This is a genomic window from Providencia sp. PROV200 (genome assembly GCF_049901995.1).
GTDB lineage: Bacteria > Pseudomonadota > Gammaproteobacteria > Enterobacterales > Enterobacteriaceae > Providencia > Providencia rettgeri_E.
Genome location: NZ_CP096308.1, coordinates 214,907 through 234,816, shown reverse-complemented (window position 1 = coordinate 234,816; position 19,910 = coordinate 214,907). Strand labels below are relative to the sequence as shown.

The 19,910-nt window shown below is 45.7% G+C and carries 23 protein-coding genes; 2 read left to right on the top strand and 21 right to left on the bottom strand.

Features of this window, described 5'->3' with window-relative positions; genetic code table 11:
* Window positions 1-65: 65 nt before the first annotated feature.
* A complete protein-coding gene (locus M1E86_RS21135; RefSeq protein WP_200129300.1) occupies window positions 66-242 on the top strand; it encodes a hypothetical protein in 177 nt (58 codons plus the stop codon).
* Between the two features lie 52 nt (window positions 243-294).
* Here M1E86_RS21135 and M1E86_RS21130 read toward each other — a convergent pair whose 3' ends face one another.
* From M1E86_RS21130 to M1E86_RS21115, 4 genes are read right to left on the bottom strand one after another with little or no spacing between them, the layout of a single operon-like run.
* A complete protein-coding gene (locus M1E86_RS21130) occupies window positions 295-3,453 on the bottom strand; it encodes a conjugal transfer protein TraG N-terminal domain-containing protein (RefSeq protein ID WP_052219375.1) in 3,159 nt (1,052 codons plus the stop codon).
* Window positions 3,454-3,467: 14 nt separating this feature from the next.
* Entirely contained in the window at window positions 3,468-4,904 is a 1,437-nt protein-coding gene (locus tag M1E86_RS21125) for a conjugal transfer protein TraH (protein ID WP_042847221.1), read from the bottom strand.
* A gap of 21 nt (window positions 4,905-4,925) precedes the next feature.
* Window positions 4,926-5,987, bottom strand: a complete 1,062-nt coding sequence (traF, locus tag M1E86_RS21120) for a conjugal transfer protein TraF (RefSeq protein ID WP_042847222.1) — start codon at window positions 5,985-5,987, stop codon at window positions 4,926-4,928.
* Window positions 5,965-6,303 (bottom strand): hypothetical protein, encoded by a 339-nt coding sequence (locus tag M1E86_RS21115; RefSeq protein WP_166268095.1) that lies wholly within the window; start codon window positions 6,301-6,303, stop codon window positions 5,965-5,967. The genes traF and M1E86_RS21115 overlap by 23 nt, the downstream gene beginning before the upstream one ends.
* 36 nt (window positions 6,304-6,339) lie before the next feature.
* On the opposite strand from M1E86_RS21115, the gene M1E86_RS21110 reads away from it, so the two are divergent.
* A complete protein-coding gene (locus M1E86_RS21110; protein ID WP_042847223.1) occupies window positions 6,340-6,741 on the top strand; it encodes a hypothetical protein in 402 nt (133 codons plus the stop codon).
* 51 nt (window positions 6,742-6,792) lie between these two features.
* Here the strand turns inward: M1E86_RS21110 and M1E86_RS21105 are convergent, their stop codons facing one another.
* The 17 genes from M1E86_RS21105 to M1E86_RS21025 all read right to left on the bottom strand — a co-directional run bounded on the left by M1E86_RS21105 (window position 6,793) and on the right by M1E86_RS21025 (window position 19,861).
* A complete protein-coding gene (locus M1E86_RS21105) occupies window positions 6,793-7,005 on the bottom strand; it encodes a hypothetical protein (RefSeq protein WP_042847224.1) in 213 nt (70 codons plus the stop codon).
* Window positions 7,006-7,047: 42 nt separating this feature from the next.
* Complete coding sequence (locus tag M1E86_RS21100; protein WP_042847225.1) at window positions 7,048-7,557, bottom strand: hypothetical protein; 510 nt, start codon at window positions 7,555-7,557, stop codon at window positions 7,048-7,050.
* 37 nt (window positions 7,558-7,594) lie between these two features.
* Window positions 7,595-7,984 (bottom strand): hypothetical protein, encoded by a 390-nt coding sequence (locus tag M1E86_RS21095; RefSeq protein WP_042847226.1) that lies wholly within the window; start codon window positions 7,982-7,984, stop codon window positions 7,595-7,597.
* A 35-nt stretch (window positions 7,985-8,019) separates the two neighbouring features.
* Window positions 8,020-8,280 carry a hypothetical protein gene (locus tag M1E86_RS21090; protein WP_042847227.1) on the bottom strand — a complete coding sequence of 87 codons (261 nt, stop codon included), beginning with the start codon at window positions 8,278-8,280 and terminating at the stop codon, window positions 8,020-8,022.
* 43 nt (window positions 8,281-8,323) lie between these two features.
* Window positions 8,324-8,551 carry a hypothetical protein gene (locus M1E86_RS21085; RefSeq protein ID WP_042847228.1) on the bottom strand — a complete coding sequence of 76 codons (228 nt, stop codon included), beginning with the start codon at window positions 8,549-8,551 and terminating at the stop codon, window positions 8,324-8,326.
* A 3-nt stretch (window positions 8,552-8,554) separates the two neighbouring features.
* Window positions 8,555-8,869, bottom strand: coding sequence for a hypothetical protein (locus M1E86_RS21080; protein ID WP_042847229.1), 315 nt, complete (start codon window positions 8,867-8,869; stop codon window positions 8,555-8,557).
* A 60-nt stretch (window positions 8,870-8,929) separates the two neighbouring features.
* On the bottom strand, window positions 8,930-9,415 hold the full coding sequence (locus M1E86_RS21075; RefSeq protein ID WP_042847230.1) for a hypothetical protein: 486 nt from the start codon (window positions 9,413-9,415) through the stop codon (window positions 8,930-8,932).
* 98 nt (window positions 9,416-9,513) lie between these two features.
* Window positions 9,514-11,292: a VWA domain-containing protein gene (locus M1E86_RS21070; RefSeq protein WP_166267788.1), complete on the bottom strand. Its 1,779-nt coding sequence runs from the start codon at window positions 11,290-11,292 to the stop codon at window positions 9,514-9,516.
* Between the two features lie 51 nt (window positions 11,293-11,343).
* The gene (locus tag M1E86_RS21065) at window positions 11,344-11,625 is read right to left on the bottom strand and encodes a hypothetical protein (protein WP_042847232.1); all 282 of its coding nucleotides are present in this window, start codon (window positions 11,623-11,625) and stop codon (window positions 11,344-11,346) included.
* A 52-nt stretch (window positions 11,626-11,677) separates the two neighbouring features.
* Window positions 11,678-12,943: a DUF3150 domain-containing protein gene (locus tag M1E86_RS21060; RefSeq protein WP_052219376.1), complete on the bottom strand. Its 1,266-nt coding sequence runs from the start codon at window positions 12,941-12,943 to the stop codon at window positions 11,678-11,680.
* 99 nt (window positions 12,944-13,042) lie between these two features.
* Window positions 13,043-14,104, bottom strand: coding sequence for an AAA family ATPase (locus M1E86_RS21055; RefSeq protein WP_042847233.1), 1,062 nt, complete (start codon window positions 14,102-14,104; stop codon window positions 13,043-13,045).
* Between the two features lie 66 nt (window positions 14,105-14,170).
* A complete protein-coding gene (locus M1E86_RS21050; RefSeq protein ID WP_042847234.1) occupies window positions 14,171-14,545 on the bottom strand; it encodes a hypothetical protein in 375 nt (124 codons plus the stop codon).
* Between the two features lie 367 nt (window positions 14,546-14,912).
* The gene (locus M1E86_RS21045; protein ID WP_052219377.1) at window positions 14,913-16,028 is read right to left on the bottom strand and encodes a lambda-exonuclease family protein; all 1,116 of its coding nucleotides are present in this window, start codon (window positions 16,026-16,028) and stop codon (window positions 14,913-14,915) included.
* Window positions 16,029-16,087: 59 nt separating this feature from the next.
* On the bottom strand, window positions 16,088-17,632 hold the full coding sequence (locus M1E86_RS21040) for a recombinase RecT (protein ID WP_042847235.1): 1,545 nt from the start codon (window positions 17,630-17,632) through the stop codon (window positions 16,088-16,090).
* 85 nt (window positions 17,633-17,717) lie between these two features.
* Window positions 17,718-18,407, bottom strand: a complete 690-nt coding sequence (locus M1E86_RS21035) for a single-stranded DNA-binding protein (protein ID WP_052219378.1) — start codon at window positions 18,405-18,407, stop codon at window positions 17,718-17,720.
* A gap of 467 nt (window positions 18,408-18,874) precedes the next feature.
* A complete protein-coding gene (locus M1E86_RS21030; RefSeq protein WP_042847236.1) occupies window positions 18,875-19,312 on the bottom strand; it encodes a hypothetical protein in 438 nt (145 codons plus the stop codon).
* Window positions 19,313-19,390: 78 nt separating this feature from the next.
* Entirely contained in the window at window positions 19,391-19,861 is a 471-nt protein-coding gene (locus M1E86_RS21025) for a hypothetical protein (RefSeq protein ID WP_162762202.1), read from the bottom strand.
* Window positions 19,862-19,910: the final 49 nt, after the last annotated feature.

The following is a 19,910-nucleotide window of genomic DNA, read 5'->3' as shown; positions in this document are numbered from 1 at the left end:
TACGGGCAACAAAGAAGGGCAGCAAAACGAGGTGCTTTTCTTTTACTGATATTTGGGAGTAAAACATGAGTACATTTGGCGCACACGGCGTAGCCTATCTACCCCCCATTGTGGTTCACAGAGTTCCAATAAGCACGAAAAAGTCACCACCCAAACCACCGGGGATCCAAAGAGACATTGCGCTTTGCATGTTTTGGCTGGTACTCAGCGTTCCCGCTGCTTATATGCTCTATATCGGTTGAGTTTTTTAGGCCAAAAAAAAGCCTCCGACTGGAGGCTTTTGTATGTTAAGGGTTATTTCTTCTCGTTATCAGACATCAGCGCCTCGACAGATTCTTTTACGACATGAGCATCAGTACGATGCATGTTGCTCTTCGTGGATTCTACCTTGCCAATAATCGCCATTGCTAGCTGCTGATCGCCGCCTTCAAGCCTACCGTTCACATATTCACCGCCGGTTGCGAGGGTGACAGCGTGGAAGGCCTGAATACGAGCGTGTTCCATTTGCTCTGGCGTATTGTCTTTGTCTTTGACGGTACCGTACAAGTGTGAGATGGCATTTTTAGCGTATTCGCCTCTTTCACCTCCAACACCAGTTACTTGAGAAGCCATTTCCTGTCCCTGACCGTAACCTTCCTGATAAGAGAACCCCCCCGGCTTAATGCCGTTTGAAACCTTGTCTAAGGCGCTTTGAACCTTAGGCATCGCATCCCCCGTCATTCCATAATTTGATTTGTTCACCAGTTCATATCGTGCAGCATTGCCTCTCATAGTGTTGAGTTCTTGGGTTGAACGGGATTCATGATTCTCAACCTGTCCTTTATTATCGAAATGCTGATCAATAACGTGCCCCTGGGCTGTGCCTGGTGCTGATTGGGCATAATTACCAGCTATGCCTGCTGCTGCCTGACCCTGGGTAGAACTTGAACCATTATTAACACCACCAGCAATACTATCGATATGCGCTTCGGCTTGCTCTGCGTTAGCTGCGATCCCTTGGTTTGCCCTGGCAGCATCAGCGCTGACCTCTGGTTGTTGCGAACCTCCACTAACGAAACCTGACAGTTTAGCTACTTCGCCAGCTTGACCTATTGAAGCCGCTGCGCTGAACTGAGCGAATGTATGCGCATCTTCCTGTGTCATCCCTAGTGAAGAGAGGCGTGCTGTATCTTCGTTGATCCGCTGAGATAAGTCTTCGCGACCAGCCAATACCTGAGTTAGTGCGGCTTGAGCTTCGTTGCTACCTCCAATGGATTGCGCAATCTGTGCTGAGTTCATGTTTTGGCCCAGAGAGCTACTCATCGAATACTGTTGTGCTTCAGAATAGGATTTTTGAGCCGACTCCTGTTTTTTATAAGCTTCACCGTATTGTTGGGTTGCCGCAGTGCTTTGTCCTGCTGCCTGCATGCTGCTGTAATAAGCCATTGAAGACTGTGACCTGATTTGACTGAGTTGCGAGCTTAGCGCGTCACTGTTTGAAGCGTTATCACTGCTTGAGTAGCTCGCGTCCGCCGTGTGAGTTTTACCTTTTGAAGCTGACTCATTACGCTGTAAGGATGCCGACCCAGAAACTGAGGCACCAGACCCTCCAATTTTCAAACCAGCAGATGCCTCAGCGCTACCTTGAACAGAGCCCATATTCAAAGCTGTCAATGCTTCAGCTTCGGAAGTCCCGTTACGCGAAGCGACATCTTGAACAAACGAACGCTGGGAAGAGGTTAGAGAACCCAAAGCAGCTTGCATGGCATCCTGGCTTTGTTGAGACTGGGTTCCATTTCGCATGTTGGAAGCAACCTCTTGGAACATTTTCCCTTCTGATGCAGAGCGTTCAACCGAGGCTGACTCGACGTTCTGTTTAGCGCTGGCGAGGTTAGTAGAAGCAGATTGCTTCATATCAAATTTAGGCAATGCGGAAGATGCACCACCCATGACAGACCCACTGGAGCGATCGAAGTTCACATCAGCGCTTCGGTTGTTCATGGCTGGCGCGTTCGATACATCAGGAGCCATCTGCTTGGTATCAGCTGCGTGAGGCGCAGCGGCGGAGTTTGCCAGTGAGTTAAAGGCGACCGAACTACCCCATACGATAAAGCCACCCAATGCAGGGATCATCGCATATAAATTCCCAGCAAGGCCGATGCTTTTTTGAGTTTCAAATAGCATCAGATATAGCTTATCGAATGAAATCGGATCTATACCATTGAAAATGGCAGACAAGTTAGTTTGAGTGTGAACAAGCACGTACATGTTTACAACTGCTGCCAGTGGCATCCAAGTCTGAGTCCAGATAATGACCAGAAAATATTTCATAACCAAGCGAACACCCATAATGCCCAGACCGAATAAAAAGGCCATGAATGGCGTAAGAGCATAGATTAGCCCTTGGAAAATTGGCATAAACGCCGCCATCCAAGACAGGAAAGACGCGCCGGAGGATGCCCACTGGAAGGCTTGTTGGGTTTGCGTTTGAGTTCGGGTGATAGCAGCGGCACCTCGGAAGGAGGCTTCATATCCATACTTAGGCACATCACGAAGGTAGGGGTACATGATCATCGTCATTTGGAAATCACGCATCGTTGTACCGCTTAGGTTGTAAAAATTCATGATCTCCTGAACTTTTCTGCTCGTATTACAGACGTCACCATCGCCCTGACAAGTCCGGCCCAAAGCGGCATAAGAACGCTGGTAGGCTTTACGGAACATGTCAGAAGAGGATGCATGTTGCATGATCAATTTATCAAAAGCATCTGCACAAGAATATTGTGAAGATACACCTTTCATATCTTCCATTCCTGGAGCCCAGCCCACCATATTGCCATCATAAAGCACGACGTGCTGGAAGCGGTCATCAGATCTCAGCCCTTGCACGCCTTGAGTGCCTCTATAAAGAGTTGAGTAGGTTTTCGCCCCCCGAATAACATCTTTAGTCACGCAGGTTTTCATATAACTTTCCACGCTTCTGGCGAAATCTACACGCGGTTTTTCGTTGGCTAAAAACCAGCGCATTGGGTTTTTTAATGTGTCATAAAGAGACGTCATTGCCACCAATGGATCCAATGCACCATACTCAGTCATTGAAGGAGTGGAGAATGCTTGCTCCATTTTTTCTGTAATTGAATACCCGACAGTGGATATGATGGAGGCCGATGCTGCAAGGCCTGCCGGAACGTTATCAACTGCACGGAAACGTCCGCTAGTAACATCTTCGATGTTGACACGAGCCGAAACCTGGAAGAACACCATATACATGACAATACAGACGGCCATGTTTTGGAAGGAGACGGTTTTACCTGCTGAAATAGCCGATGAAATAACAATCCCGATCACCCCTAACAATGCAGCAATGCGAAATAGATCTGAGAACATCCCACTATTCATTAGCATTGCAACTGCGTTGAAAACATTATGCATAAATTCAATGTCACCAACGGTATATACGTTCCACTGAGTCATTTACTCATATCCTCTTAGAGTGCGCCGTCTACCGACCCTTCACCTTGATATTCAGTTAAAGGCAGGGATTGCATGTAGGACTGGAAGGTTTCCTGGATCTTCTCTTCACCGCCGTATCTGGCCGCTAATGTGCTATAGGAAATTGCCAAATTACGTCGCGCATCTTCTATCAACTTATACATCTCTTCGTAGTAAGCTGAAGCAGAATCATCGTTAGACTGCGCCATACGGGCCCCTGTTGCTGCGGCCGTTAGTAGATCACTGAGGTATTGATTCGCAGCCGAGTAGGATAGGACAGGTGAGATGGCTCGAATATACGAATGACTGGCGTTCAGGTCATGCCTTGCCAAAATGATAGCTTTATTACCAGCGCCACCAACGTTGTAATACCCAGCCTGTTCATGCCGCTCTCTAGATACTTCACCACCCGATTTTGCCGAAACCAGATACCCATCATCAATGAAGAATTTATTAATGGTGTTAGCAACGCCATTCAAGCCAATTTGCTGTTGCACTGGGTTTTCGCACGTTTCGGTTTGGTTTACGCAACTCCACATATGGAAGGCGGGGTCACCATGAATAATAGAATCCAACACGGAGCTAGTTGCCAGAGGGCCAAGTCGAACAACGCTTTTTTTAATGGATCCGTCTTTGTCTGTACTGATATCTTTTCCAACAATAATCGTACCAGTGAGAGACATAACCAATTCTTTCTGTTGTTGCTCAGAGCCTTCGAATTGAGATGAGAACTGTCCATTTTGCAGCAAGCACCACATGAGGTTGCCATAGTCGCCACAAGGCTTACGTTTCCCTGTATCACCTTTGACTTTCTCTGGGGCTTCACCACCACCTGAGTTACCCCACATTGCCTTGAACTGGTCAACAACACCATCAGACGAGAGTTGGGATGACACGGACATTTTGGCATTTTCACCAAATGCGGAAGCTGTATCTACCAGTAATCCTTTTGCTAATTGGCAGGAGTTAACGGTCAGATCGTTCATTTGCTGAACAACAGCCTGCATTTTTGAAATGGCATTATCCAGAACTGCATCCATTGCGTTAAGTGCCAGCTGAAAAGCCAGACCAGCCGCGTTAGCGGCGATGTTACGTAGCATCTGAACAAACTGCTCGGCATTGATAAATGAGAAAGACCCACCAAAAAGGTCGATCCCTCCACAGCCGCCCGACGCGGCAGGAAGATCGATTGTGACTGGCGTAAGAGTTCTTAGTTTATTTCGGAGAACAAAGCCCCCACCAGTGTACCCATCACGAGTAATGCTGTGATAATCTCCCGCGCCAGTTACATTGGACATTGAACCGAACATACTATCGAGCTGGGTACTGATATCCGCAGCATTGGAAGAAGACGTGAACACACCCGACAGAGCAATCGATATTGCTAAGATAGTGCGTTTGAGCCCTTTAGATTTTTGATGTTGTAAAACCATTTTTTGTTACTCCCGCTACTGTTATTTCGCCTTTGTAGATGCTGCGTAACCAGATTTCTTCTGAATGTATTTGATAAAGTCGTCCGAGTTCTCCAGGTACTCTTCCGGCATATCTTTCAGGATGCTCGAATCGATATACCCATTGTCGTTATATGGAAGCGTGCTTTTGTACTGCTCGTTGGTGATGAGCCCCGAGTCATGTGCAATCATGATTGTGCGGGATATCAACTGATCGGCACTGAGAGGCCCGAATGAAAGAATCCGCGTTGCCTCTGGAGGAATAGCCAGTGCGAGCGCAGGAGTGTTGGTGATCTGCAATTTTGCTGCTTGACCAGTATCTGCACGCCAGTTCTCCATGATGTTTCCAGGCATTGGTTTACCATCAATCGAAATTGGAATAACTTTCATACCGGTCATGTAAGTGAACGTATTCATGATCGCCGCTTGTTTCACACAGATTGAGCAATCTTCGCCACGGAAGAAAAAGAAAACCCCAGCGCGTGTGGCAATGTCTTTTATAACAAGCCGTGAGTTTTTTTCAGCCTCCGCAGACTGGTCCATAGCGCCGAAGGTAGACGTAGAGCGACGACTGCTTTCATCAATCAATGGATCTGTAGATGTCACTAAGCGCGCCATATCAGTAAACCGGCTCGCCTTGTCCAACATAATGCGCTGCGCAAGGTAATAGGCCCGGACGTTTTCCTGGGTTGGCTCGTCAATTGCGCGGTCACGTAATTTCTGTACGTTTTCACGGTACCAGGCCACGGTAAAGGCTTCAGGCCCCTCTTCAGGAGTAACCGCAACGGAAGGTTCAGGGACAGGCATTTGCTTGTCCTGCTCTTCGGTTTTGTCCGCTTTAGCAACAGTAGTCTCAGGTTCGATTTCTTTCGGCGGTTCAGGAGGCATTTTTTTCCAGAACCAGCCTTCTTCTTTTCCATCCAGAAACGAGGTACCTCCAGCGGTAACCTGCCCGTTGGAAGCCTTTGGTTTATTATCTTTGCCACCCTCTGCTACCGCATGAGCAGAGAGCACCCCAAATACCAGGGTAGCGATGACTGTTTTATTGAAACTTTGGAATTTCATCTTCATTACCTTTGGTAAGAATTGCCGCTATCCTGTCAGTCCAAAAAAAGGAGTTTTTCCCCTTAAAAACCCTGGCTTTTTCAAGCTGTTGGCACAGTTGATAGTGTCTATATCTTTGTTGCCCGATCTTCTTAATGATGCTTTCGGGTTTTATACCAATTTCCTTACAGGCCTCATCGAGGGTCATGCGTCCGCCGTACTTACGTTCAAGTTCACGCTGCAAGCTGAGACGGTTAGAGTCAGTGCAGAGTATGGCTGGCAGCTTAAAAACAGGCATGAGCATCGAACGGCTGTGAGCACATACGAGAAGTTTCATCAAATCCCTCATCTGATGAATCAATGAGCGGTCATTTTGTCATACACAGGCAAGGAAAACGGCAAAAAAGGCCAGCAAAATGAGGCCAAAAACCGGTGTTCTCAAAGGGTTGAAGGAATCGCATGTGCTTGCGTTTTGTTTACCATCCTTCCGTTGTCTGTGAATGCAGCTCCGGTTATGGCTGGTAAAAAAAAGCAAAAAAAAACCCTGTCCGAAGACAGGGTTTTGGGTGGTTACCCTAGGCTGGAATTACGATTTGCTCTTGTTGCGAGTAAACGCGATCGGCATCGAGACAATCAAAAGAACTTTGATGACAAAGTCCTCTGTCACCTTGATGCCAAAGTGACTACCGAAAACAATCACCATGACAGCAATTGCAACAGTAAAAACAAGAGAGAAGAAGCGAAGGGTATTAAGTTTCATTTTAGGGCTCACTGAGGGAAGTTAAGCACAACGAGGATGTTGTGCGGAGGGGAAGTTAAATCGAAGTTATAGAGAGTGACGCAGTTTCATAATTTTACCGTAGACATCCTGAAGGATGAGCACGATGAAATAAGCGGCCAATGCAACACAACCGGCAGCAATGACAGACATGACAACAATAACAACTACCATAGTCATGACATCAAAGCTGAAAAATACCGTTGCAGCTACAATGATTACCGCAGGAATCAGCGGCAGGAATTTAAATATGTTTTTCATACATCACCAGTGAAAGAGAGTTTGTGGACAGCAAAAAAGCAATTAGTGAAACAGGTGTGCTTTTAAACCGATGGTGTAACGAGAGTAGATACCACCAAAGAGAGAATCTTTGAAAACATCCGGTTCTTCATTATCAGACAAAACAGCCTCAGCCATCTCCACGATACTCACCAACATCTGCGCGCAGAATGAGTTTTTCTTAAACAAATCCCGGTACAAACTGGTATGAATCACCCCATTCAAGTCCATCGCCAAGTTAATCAATAATGCTTGATTAACAGACAGCGAAGGGCAGTCAGGGTCATTGAACGATTCCGTACCAACACCAATTCGGTTCATTGCAAGCAATGTCCGAACCTCGCCTTCCAAATCAGCAAAGCGATGATTGATGTCAATATAGGTTTCTTCATTAATCACCACACCGAGATCATCGCGTAAATCAGAACCGCGCGAGTAATCTTCTTCATCAACGGGCACAATTTCCAAAAGGATGTTGCGAACAGCGATAGGGAAAGTTGTGGTGTAGCTATTGTCAGAGGTAACGTAACGCATGAGAAATACTCCTGTAGATAAAAATGAAGGGTAAGGATTACCAAACACATTGTTCTTTCATGAACTCGGGCTCATGTGCCACGAAACGAACAGCCTCAGCCATCGTTGAGTCGAAGAACCTGGAACACAAACTCCGGCCAAGCATGACTATCTCTTTTTTGAGAAGGTCAAGGCTAGGGTCGGAGAAACGGCCACATGCACAACAATACGCAAAACGAGTCGCCAGCTTTAATACCTGGGATTCGTTCTGATTAATACCAAACGCAGTATTGGCAATGCCAAGTCCACGATCGTTAAGCAATTTCACAGTTAACATATCGGAATGAATTAACGCCAAGTCAGCTTGCTCCTGAACATCAGAAGTGGGCCAAAGGCGCATCTTTTCAGATACGAATCCGTAAATGCTCAATTCGACAGAATGAGACATACGTACCTCTTTAATAGATTTATGAATTTAGAAAATTAAAAGATACCGGGCTTGCAACGAGCCAATGCGGCCAGAATGCGTTCGCGAGCAGGGGAGGGGCTAACAGTTGCCTGAATGCCTTCCATCCAATCCTCAACCGGTATGCGGGTGAATTTGTCGTCTGTATTGCGGATACGAAATGCAATCACTGCCCAACGTGATAAAGCATATTTAATACAAGCTTCATCACCCGGAACGACAACGCCACGCAGTTTCGCGGAAGCGTTATTGTATTCAATCAATGCACAAGCACTCATACAGTTCACCAAAACGAAAGGCCCGCTACGGGGCCTTTGCTTTTCAGAAGTTAATATTATCGTTTACTGTGACAGGAATAGGATCCTGATGTGCAGCAATATCGATGAAGTTAAAACGTTTAATGTTGGTGGCGCGAAGCACTTTGCCAGTAGAGAGCACAAAGGTCTCAACATCAGCATGGCGACTATCAGGCCAGGACTGAGAAATTGAGGTTTCGCGGATTAAATATGACCGTTTATTTGATGTGAAAGACACATAAGGTATCAGCATTGCTTAACCCTCTGAGCCCATCAGACCGTAGCCGTATGTCGTTAACGTATGCACTAAACACAGTGCATCAACGGTCATGTACGGCCACCAATTACCTGTCTCATCACGGAAGAAGTGTATTTCTAGTGAATCCGGGGCCATTGGGTGGTACGTATTGATCACGAAAGACTCTTCAAAAACGGGTAGGTTTTCAAACAAACTAACACTACGCTTTGGTGAATTGCCATGCACGTAACCAATGAGGTCATCAATCATTTCAACGGTAAAGCCGCTTTGTGGTTCAACGACAGAAGTATCAAAATTAATATATTTAGCCATGATGAATATCTCCAAGAGAAAGTAAAACGCTGACAAATGCCAGCGTTATTCTTTAAGCGGTTATGCACACTTCCGAGCAGCTTCGTTCGGGTAGTAGTGATAGAACGCCTTCTTGTATTTTTCGAAACCGCGACGCTGTGATTCAACGAAGTCCATATTTGATGGCGCATCGTAGTGGTTCGACTGAATTAAACGATCTTGTTCAGCCAGGTCATGCTTCCAGCGATGCAGAACACTCATACGAGTCTCTTCTGGGTCCAGTTTGGCGAAGAAGCAGCAGCTAGTGAAAGAGCACAGATCCGACTGATTTTTATCAGAGAAGATCCAGAGAATTTCATCAACACGCTGTTCAACGTTGCTTCTGGGGGCCGTCATGATGTACAGAGAGTCACGAATAATTTCGTAAGCCATCTGTTGCGAATAACGCAATTCATAACGATCATCTTTGGCAGCGCAAATTGCTTCATAAGTCCGGTCGTCAGCTTCAAACAGTTCGTTGAAGGACAGCTGATTTTCATGAGCAAATGCATTTTTGGACATAGTCATTTTGATCACCTTTAATAGATTTAAAATAAATTTAGGAATTAAAAACCCGGCCTCATGCAAAGCAGGAGGCTAAGGATTTGTTTAGGAAGGTTTTAAAATTAACGAGTTAAAGCTTTGCGGGAGACTTCGAGAAGCTTTCCGCGAAGGGCAGAGACAGAACCTACAGCAACACCAGTATCATCGAATAGAGAAGTCATAATGTTTGAATTAGCACCGCCGAAGCCAATACCAATAACAATCACACCTTCTTTTTTCGCGTCATTAACCATCTGAATAACAGGCCCGGAGTTATCGGGCTTACCATCAGTGACCACGACCATGACATGGCGATCAGCGCGCGCATTTAGCAAGTCACTGAACGCAGGCCATAAAGCTTGTTCCAGTGGCGTACAACCATTTGCGCTAATACCAAATTGCTTAGCGTTAACCGCAGCCCGGAAGCTTTGTTCACGCGCTTTTAGCAAGCCAACGTTATTTGCGGTGGCATGTGGGAAATGATAGGCCGAAGTCGAAACACCTTTGATGCCGTCCAACGCAAAGAGCAAGGAGACAACAGCGGCTTCAGCTTCAACCATGTCAGAACCCAATGAACTGCTTGAATCAAGCAGAACAGTAAAGGCAGAGTTGAACTCAACAGCTTTAGATTTGTGTCGGAATAACTTGGTTTCTCCTAAAAGAGCCGAAGTCAGCCGACGCGTATCCATAACACGACCCGTTTCTTTGTGTGTACGACGAGTTTGTTGCATACCTTGTAGTAGCCCGTGCATTGACTGACGAAGGCCAGACGCAGCCTGAACACCTCGGAGAACCGAAGCTTCTCTGGTTGCGTGACGCTTAGCCGGAGCAATACCGAACGGGGTAGCAGCAGGTGTGCGTTCACTTGGAGAAACGTTGTCTTTAATACAGTCATTCAAGCGTTCACCAGCACCTTTAATAACCTCGTTGAGATTATCATCAGTGACATTGGCAAAAGGGTCTGAATGGTCTGATTTAGACGGTGTTGAGCTGGTAGAAACGCTGGTGGAAACATCACTGCCAGAAGCAGGGCTGTCACCATTTTCAGGTTCATTACCAGGCTGAGCGGAAGTACCTTGAGACGATTGACCGTCAGAAGAGCCATCGCCAGCATCTACATTAGAGTCAGCACTATCATTATCTTCGCCAGGCTGTGAGTTATCACTGCTTGGTTCGGATTGTGAATCGTCACCGGTCTCAGGAGGCAGATCATGTTGGTCTTGTTGATTATCGTTAAAAGCATCTACTGCAAGATCGTAAAGACGACAGGAAATATCCAGACAGTCGGCAATGGAAGGCGCGTTAATCGCCAAACCGAGAATGTCCATCGCTGTATCAAACATGTTTTGTCCGAATAAGCGAATGAAGTCTGATTGGGCTTGATCAACAGGAATGTTAAGTGCGTGATACCGTTTGAAACCACACAAGAGTAAACCGTTGATAAATGCTACAGCAGGATCATCAGTTGGTTTCGTGTCCTCATTAAAAACAAAGTGATTTAACGCTTTGAGAAATGAAGGCACTCCGGGAAAGCGACGACCTATCGCACGTTCAATACGAAGATCTTCGGTTATGTTTACCAACTTACCAAGAACACTTGGGTTGTAGCCTTGTTTGGCACGAGCAGGAATGTCTTCTTTCAGAATCGGAAATTCTGTGTATTTGACATGCGCAGCTTCGTGAACCAAATAACCCAGAAGGACGTCAGACAATTTTTCAGCATCCTTATAGAAAGGAATGTTGATAGTGAATGAAGAACCTTGCTGAGAAGCACAAGCCGTAGAACCACCAACAGTTACATTCACTCCGAGCTGATCGCTCAGGGCGCGTGCAACGACGGGCAGAGAGTTATAAATACCCATACTTACCTCACAATAGATTTAATATAAATTTAAAAGGACGAAAACGAGTCGTTAAGGACGTTTCAAACAGGTGCGAAGGTCACCGTTGTCAGCCAAACGTAAAAAAAACGTTTTGCTATCCAAAGTCACCGAGGCGTTTTGCAGTACCTGTTGCCAGGTAAAGCGGTAGAGAGAGTGAGACGGGCCTAAACGGAGGATGTCGAAATCAGTTTCAGAAACACCAAGCCAGGGCAGGGTATTACCAAACAACACAGCAAAAGCCATAGGAAGCTGCTCACCGTATTTACTAAACTCAACAAGTAACTCGTTGTTGCACAAAAGATACTTTTGCATAACCAAGTCCATATTTAGGAAATTAAAAAAGGCCCGTAAAGGGGCCTTAGATTTAGAACATCATGATCCCATCGTCTGAATCGGTATCAGCAAAATCCAGATTAACTGGAGTAGCAGAAGCCGGGGCATTCAAATCGACAGCGGCAGCAGGAACGACGAAAGAACTCAGCAGCGCGCTATCATCAACAACTTCAACAGAACCAGCAGGCTGATTAACTTCAACAGTGCTTGACGTATCAGCCACTGTAACAACCGGGTCTGCAACAGGACCGGCCGGAGGCAAGTCGAGTGGCAGGTCGGCCAAGAAGCTATCATCAATCGTTTCAGCAACAGCGAATGCGTTCGTGTGTGGAACCACGTCAGCAGGAGTGGCTGGTGTTGTTTCCAAAGCAGGTTGTGCTGGTGGAGAAACCAAATCGGTAGTCGGCAACTCAAAAGAGGCGTCGAGAACCAAAGAGGCATCCAAACCAGAATCAGCTTGCGGATTTGAAAGCAACGATACAAACGACTTAGCAGCTTGTGGATCGCGGAGGTTGTTTAGAAGGGATAATGCATTGTTGTAGTCTTGACCGGTAACTTTGCCTGTCAAAGGTAAGTTATCAAGCACTTGAGACATGTACTCGCACAGACCTTCAACACTGGGGTCAATAAACGCCAGAGTACGAAGTTTTTCAGCAGAACGACGTAGCGGATTCAGTGTGTGTTGACTGATTGCATCTTTGCTATTCAGGTTCTTTAAGAACTTGTCAGCAACGGAGGCAACGTCTTCATAGACTTCATCTGCCAGACTTTTTACCTGACTTGCAAAACCATCTTGAATGATGGCATTGCCATAAGGAGTGATATGAATCGCAGTAAACCCAAATTGAATTTGGGAATCCATATAGCCGATATCAATCGCGGCATCGCGCACAAGGATTGCACGATACTTTTCCTCAAATGAATTAATCCAGCCATTAAAATCAGCCTTCAAAAATTCTTTTTTGTAGTCATAAAACTCTTGCTTCACATCCTTCAGTTCATCGATGAGTGCATTGACCTTATCCGTTGGGACAGCATAGCCGCCCATGAAAGCAACACCGTAGGACAAACAAGCTTTCTTAGCCTTGTTCTTAAAGCGTTCAAACGGGTTAATCAACTGCGGGTCAATCACTTTCTTAGAACCAAGAGACACCATGACTTCTGGTGGCAGTTCGGCATTTTCACCTAAGTCTTGACGTTGCAGCTTTTTACGGCCGCTAATGCAGGAAATCTCAGAAAGAGAAACCAGGATTAATTGGTCTAAAACTTGAGTGTGAGTTTGGTTATTCGTAGACATATTAGTTACCTTTTATTTATAAATTTAAAATATTAAAAAGGCCCAGAAATGGGCCATTATTTATTTAGAGAATTGCATTTAGAGAGGTGTTAACAAGGTTTAACCGAATACCGCTTTGAGGATGGCATGCAGAGCACGCTTATCATCAGCACCGGCACGGTTACCGATTTGTAAGTCGAAGGAAACTTGCAGAGCTTCAGGCATTTTGGCCTTATTCATCAGCGAGAAACGTTCAACCCAGGCAATCAGCGAGCGAGTAGAGCACGTAACAGACAATCGCGTGTCTGGCGAAACAGCGGATACCTTGACAGAAGAACTGTCATTGGACTGATTAAAATCACCAGCGATATCACTGCCGACAAACAACTTACGAATGATGTTAGCGATTTCAACAAACTTACCTGCGAGCACTTCATCTGAAATGAACTTCTTGATTAACGAGGTTTCAACGTCTTTTGGCATGTAATTCGCGTTGATGAACATATAGCGATCGAGGTTCGCGACGTTCAGCACTTTTACACCACCATAGACACCCGTTAAATCACCTTGGCCGATCGAGTTGGCTGTAGCGACAAAACGGAAGTTAGGATGCTTTTTGATCACTTCGTTGGTTTCAGGAATAACAAGATTCCCACCTTCTAAGATCGCGTTAAAAGCGTTAGCACAGCTTGGGTCAAGTTGGTCGTATTCATCCAAAAGGAAAATGAGGCCAAATTTGTAAGCAAGTGCCAGAGGACCATAAAGGAAGTCTGTACGGGTATCACCGGTCATTGTGTCGCAAACGAGACGAAGACCACCGACAAGACTATTAATGTCCAAATCCTGAGAAGCTGTTGTTTTCATCAAAGGCCAGTTCAGTCGAGCGGCAACTTGCTCAACAATACTGGTTTTACCGCAGCCTGTAGGGCCGGAGATCCACAGCGACTGACCCTGAGGGTAGTTAATCCACATCAGGACAGACGCACGCAGAGACGGCTCAAACACGTAATGATCATTTCGGCTAGGGATGGCAGCACTGAATGCATTATCCGCAGCGAAACCAGCATACGGTTTAACCTGCGCTTTCATGTGTTCTGGAATGACAACGCCGAATAATTCCGGAGAGATTGCGACGTTACGAACCAGGGTATCAGCAGCTAGAGTAGTGTTAAAAGTAGACATGTATTACCTCAATAATTTAGATAGATTTAAAAGAGTTAGGGAATTTAAAAGTGAAGAGTCGTCGAATTAAGCAGCAGGAGAACAGCAAACCAGATTGGAATGTGTATACCGGCTACTCATTTGTCCTTGTTCACAGACAATCGACTTAGGTGCATAAGTGGCAAACGCCGTAATACCACGCTCGGAAAGCGCGGTGATCAGGGTTGGCATAAAGTAGGTTTTGGCATAAACCAAAACACCTTCAGCCTGGTGACGGGAACACAGCAGCAAAGCGATATCTGCTAGTTCGTCGGCACGTTGCTGCATTAACGAAACGGTGGGGCAGTCATTGAACGAGAGTTTTTCACGAATGATTTGTGAAATGTCACGTTCAACATCAATCACACCCATTTCGCGTTGTGCGTCGGATGCTTTATATGCAGTCAGATTAACGATGGACATGGAGAGACTCCTAAAATTAATAGATTTAAAAGGTTTAAGGCCTCAGAAAAGAGGCGAGATTTAAGGTATTGCAAAGTTCCAGTAGAGTGACTGGAGGCACTTGTTGTTCTCAGCTTGAGAACGAAACACCGTTTTCGACGCATAAAAAAACCCGCTGCTTAAAAAGCAACGGGCTATCGAATTTGGTACAGATATGCGTGTGCCGTGTGAATGAGAGTAAACGCATTCAGAATGGCGATATGGCCGAAATTAGGTGTTTAGGGGCAGGTTGCCAGAAGTTAGGCGGTGTGTACCGCACCGCTACAATAATCAATTCTTACAGCTGGGTCAACAAGAAAAAACCCGACCGAAGTCGGGTGTGAGAGAGTTAAAACAACAACAAGGCATTGTCTTCAACACCGGTGAGTGCATCTCCTTCTGCCACAACAGGTTTGATGGCTTCAGGTGGAATATAAACGCTGTCCTCTGGGGAAGCTTCATACTCATAGACAGACAGGCTGGAGCGAAGAGACTCCTGAGTCACACAGTCCGGATATTGCTCAGCAGTCACATTAAGACGCTCAGCGATCATTTTCCAGTTAGTGCGACCTTTGACTTTACTTTCCAGATAGCGAAAACCAAACCCATCAATACGGACAGGGTCTGTGCTTTTGAAACCAAGACCTGTTGCAAGACCTTGAATCGACGCCTTAAGCGTTTCTTCAAGATTAGACAACTGGGCTTTCACGGCTTCAAACTCGGCTTCTTTGGCGCGGACATTCGCAACTTGACGGCGGATGTCAGCGATACGAGCAGAGAGATCATCTGGAGCAGTAAATTCACTGGTTTGGGCCAGAATATCGGCATCAGAAACCAGCAGGATGTCTTGCTGTTTATCAAAAGCCGGAGCTACCTTTTGATTTAAACGTTCCCAGAACTCTTTGCATGCAGCAAACAAACGTGTGAAAGCGCCCTGGTTAGGTTTGATAAGGAAAATCTTCGGCTGATCTTTAGCGGACCAGAAAACAAGATAAGCTTGCGGGGCACCTGTTACGAATAACTGATGCTGCACCTGCCAGAAGTAATATTTAAATTCCGGCGAGGCTGAACCTTGTTCGAGGATAGCTAAATGTTTTTTCTCTGAGAGATTCTTGATCTCCAGTACAGAACGGTCATCGAGCTGTCCATCAAGCGAAGCTATCATGAACGGGTACTTGGCATGTCGAACGCAAAAGGGTGAGGCTATTTGCCCCAATTCACTTTCGCAGTAAGACCGCGCAAGCGCTTCGAGTTTGTTACCGGCATCCACCTGCTTAATCGCAGATAGATCTTCAGAAGCAAGCAAGCCTGCATACTGAAGGTATAACTGATAAGGCGTTTTCATAGCTCCAGGCGCACCCAAGAGAATTGGGGAGCATGTTGCCGTAACACCTGTTCTACGCCATTTGTGCCACTCTGGAGTTCCTTGTTCAATATCGACAATTTCACAGATTGAATCAGACATACGATCACCATTAATAAATTTATAAAATTAAAAAACCGGCAATAAATGCCGGTTATGTTTTATGCTGCTTTAGCTGTTGAAATCAGGTTGCACAACATCTCTTTGAGACCTTTGTGTTTGACTGAATTCAAGGCAGATTCAAGTTCGTCGAATTGACCGGACTGAAGAGCTTGAGAGTAGAGCACTTGCATGGAGTTAGTTTCAGCTTCAACAGAAGAAACCCACTGGGCTGCACTGGCTTTAAACTCCCCGTCAGCAAGACGATTAACAAAGTCATTTGCGATCCCAAAATCACACATGTGAACTGACTCAGAAACTTTCGTACTGAGCAGGTCACGGCGCGATTGTTCCAATTGACGTTTTGCGTAAGCCAATTCGCTGTCGTTGAAAGAAAATGCGTCTTTCAGTTCGGCGATCATGGTTTCGTAAGCCAGCGTTTTTTCTGCGCGGGTAACGAGTTTCGCAATTCGTTTGAAACTGCTTTGACGAACACCTGGAATTTCAGACATCGGAACTTGAAGTTCTTCTGGCTGAGATCCACCCGCATCAGACTTGGGTTGAACATCAACTGGAGCTGACTGAGCTTCCTGTGACGCAGGCTGAGATGCCTTCTCAACGGGTTGGGCCGATTGCGCAGGGGGAGCGACGTCATCATGAGCAACAATTTCACCCTCAATAACACTGTCGTCAGCAACAATAGGCTGAGATGAAGCAACATCATTGTTAGCAGCCTGAGCAGCTTGACGTTGAGCCATTTCAGCAGCAGCAGCTTCAACAGGGACATGAGCGGAAGACTTGAACCCTTCTTCACCGTAGGTATTGAGATAATCAATCACTGCGCTGATTCGAGTTCGGTTGCCTGGGATTAAATGAACGGTTTGTTTAAGGGCGGATTTCAGAACCATTTTCCACGGGAATGTTGTCCACGGAGATAATGCTCTTTTATCAACTTTTTTCCAAGATTCAGAAACTGCGCGAGCAGCGGCTAAATCTTCAACAGTTACAAAGTAAACGAGGTTGCGGCCATCTCGCATGAGAAAGTCCACATAGACACCACGGAAGTTACCGCGAGCGCCTAAGGTACCTTTATCCGTCACCGTCAGAATCAAATCCCCTTTGCTAGCAAATGGGTCAAACTCATGGATCGGACTATTACGACGACCTTGTGGCTTAAATACTGCATCATTCTCAAACACCAATTCAGCAACAATGTCTTGGCAGAGTCCTTCATCTGTAGCCATTTTGATCAGGCCGAGATAAGAGACATCCAAGATCACCCGATTATTGCGTGGAACCAGATATGCCTGTTTCTGTGCAGGGTCGAGTGTCAAACCGGAACTCGCTAACTGTAAAAACGCAGTCTCGAAAGAACGCGGGTTAGTTAACGCAATACCAGTGAGATAGTCACTGTTGTTAATGATGTGCTTGGCAAACACACACTCTCTCTGGAAAGAGATATGTGGGTGCATTGCAGCCTTTTCAAACTGACTACCTAGAGTCATCATGTGACGGGTCACTGTGTCAACTCTGACCGTGATGTCAGTGTTGGCTCTTTTCGCGTTATTGTTGTCATAAGCGCGACGGGCATTGTTCGAATAAGACATGGTAGTACCTCATATTTAATAGATTTAAAAATTGACCAAACAGATATGAAAACGCCACTCAACGAGTGGCGTTTACTGCGGAGTATTAACCGCGCATATCGGAATAACTGCCATTACTAACCATTGCACGAGCTGCAATGAGTTGGTCTGTGACGGTAGGCTTTGTAGAAGGTACGAAGATCGCACTGCTACGAGCTGTCACAGTTTGCTTAACGGTAGGTTGTTGAGCGGGCGGCTGTTGTTTGGCTTCTCTCTTGGCTGCGGCACTTTTCTGTGCTTGCTGGAGTGCTGCACGGAACTTGTTACCGATCGTTTTCACTTCGTCATAACTCATCTTCTGAACAACTAACTCAGCATCCAGACGCGCCTGTAATTCAGGCGAACGCAGTGGTTGTTGAGTTGGTGTCGAAGCAGTGATTGGAGCAACGTAAGACTGAGGATTAGCATCATTAATTCGCGTATCAACGACCAGGTTGGTCGCAATATCGTGAACGGAGAATGCATGGAACTCAGTACGCTGAACATCGGAACCATCTTTCACATAGCGAGCTGTGCGAGCGATAGCTTCGATAGAGATCTCAGAGTCTTTCTTGATGGTATTGTGGAGAAAATCAGCAACTTTACCGAAAGCCTTGATAGGGAAAAACTCAATCACTTTTTGCGAGTTGATCTTCATTTCACAACCCAAACGGAAAAAAATGACAGAGTCATTACCGTTTTTAGCGGGAGTATAACGAGGGTCGATCGCTACTTTACCTTTAGCTTTGGAGAACATAGTTAATACCTCAATTAATAGATTTAAAATATTTAGAAAGTTTATGCCTGGAAAGGCCTGACTAGCCTGAGGTTAAATCTCAGGTACAGTCTGTTTAGGAAGGGAAGTTAAGGGTATTGCAATGCCCAGTAGAGTGACTGGACGCACTGATATTCCTCAGCGTGAGGAAAAACACCGGTTCGACGAGCAGCAAAAAGCCCGGAGCCTTATAGGGCACCGGGCTGTCGAATTCTGTTTTGTAGGCATGAAAAAGCCGTGAGAATGAATGCGGGATTCATTCGTAGAGGCGCTGGTGGCCGAAATTAGGTGTTTTGGTTAAGGGCTATTGCCGGAAGTTATGCGATGTAATCGCCAGAACAGAGTAAGCGATAGGAGCGTAAGGGTCAATCGAAAGGCAAAAAAAAACCCAGCATAGGCTGGGTTTCTTGGGAGGTTAAGATGAAAAATGATAGAAGAACATTCGAAACTCAATGATACGCAGCAGCTAATTGAAGGTATCGACGATGAATGAAGTCCAGGGTGGCGCGATAGGTAAAGCTATTGGAGTAGCTCGTTCCATCCAGATGGACAAAGATCATGAATGCGTCTTCTAGACGTGAACGATCTTTTTTTCTCAATCGATTCTTACCAATATTGCATGCTACTGAAGCCAACATGAATTTAACTTTGGCCATCAACTTGATAGCTTCAGTCCGGTTTTTAACGCCGCATTCACGAAGTGCAATATCATCATTTTGACTGATACAAAGAGGGCAATCATCAGCACCTTCATGGTGACAGCAATGCCATCCACAATCATTACAATTGAGGGTATAGGTATTGCGGGAAGCATCAAAGCCTTCCAACTGACAAGGACTACCACAACGAATACAGTTTTCGAACGTGGAAGCATTAATGATAATCATAAATCACCTTGAAATTAATAGATTTAAAATAGTTAAAAGCCCAGGAATCTGGGCTTGTTTAAGAGAGATTAGTGAATATCAGCTAACAACTTCCATGATCCAGAGACCACGACGTTTGTCAGTTTCAAGGTCGCGATAACCAGTCACATTACCCTTGCGATCAAGAACCTGAGCTTTACTGGTGCGCACTTCGGAGTCTTTCCAGAAAACAACAGTGTCACCAATTTTAGCACCAGAATTCTCGACAGCTTTTTTAAGACCAATAGCCCAAACTTTATTTTGCCCTTCGATTTCAACATAGAAGGACATATCGTTTGAACGGTCATTTTTCCAATGAGCCATACCAAAAGAAACCAACTTACCTTCGTGCTCAGTGATAACAGTGCGAGAAGGACGCTTGGCGCTTGAAGTGGTGGAATCATCAGAATCGTCAGACTCATCAAGTTCGTCATCTTCAGTAGAGAAACGAGACATGATTTGAACAGCCAGAACAACAGCTGACAGAGTCAGACAGCCACAGGCAATGATTAAAGGAATAGTGGATTGCACAAATCCAGCCGTGAAAATATAAAAAGCAATGCCAGCTGGCACTACGAAC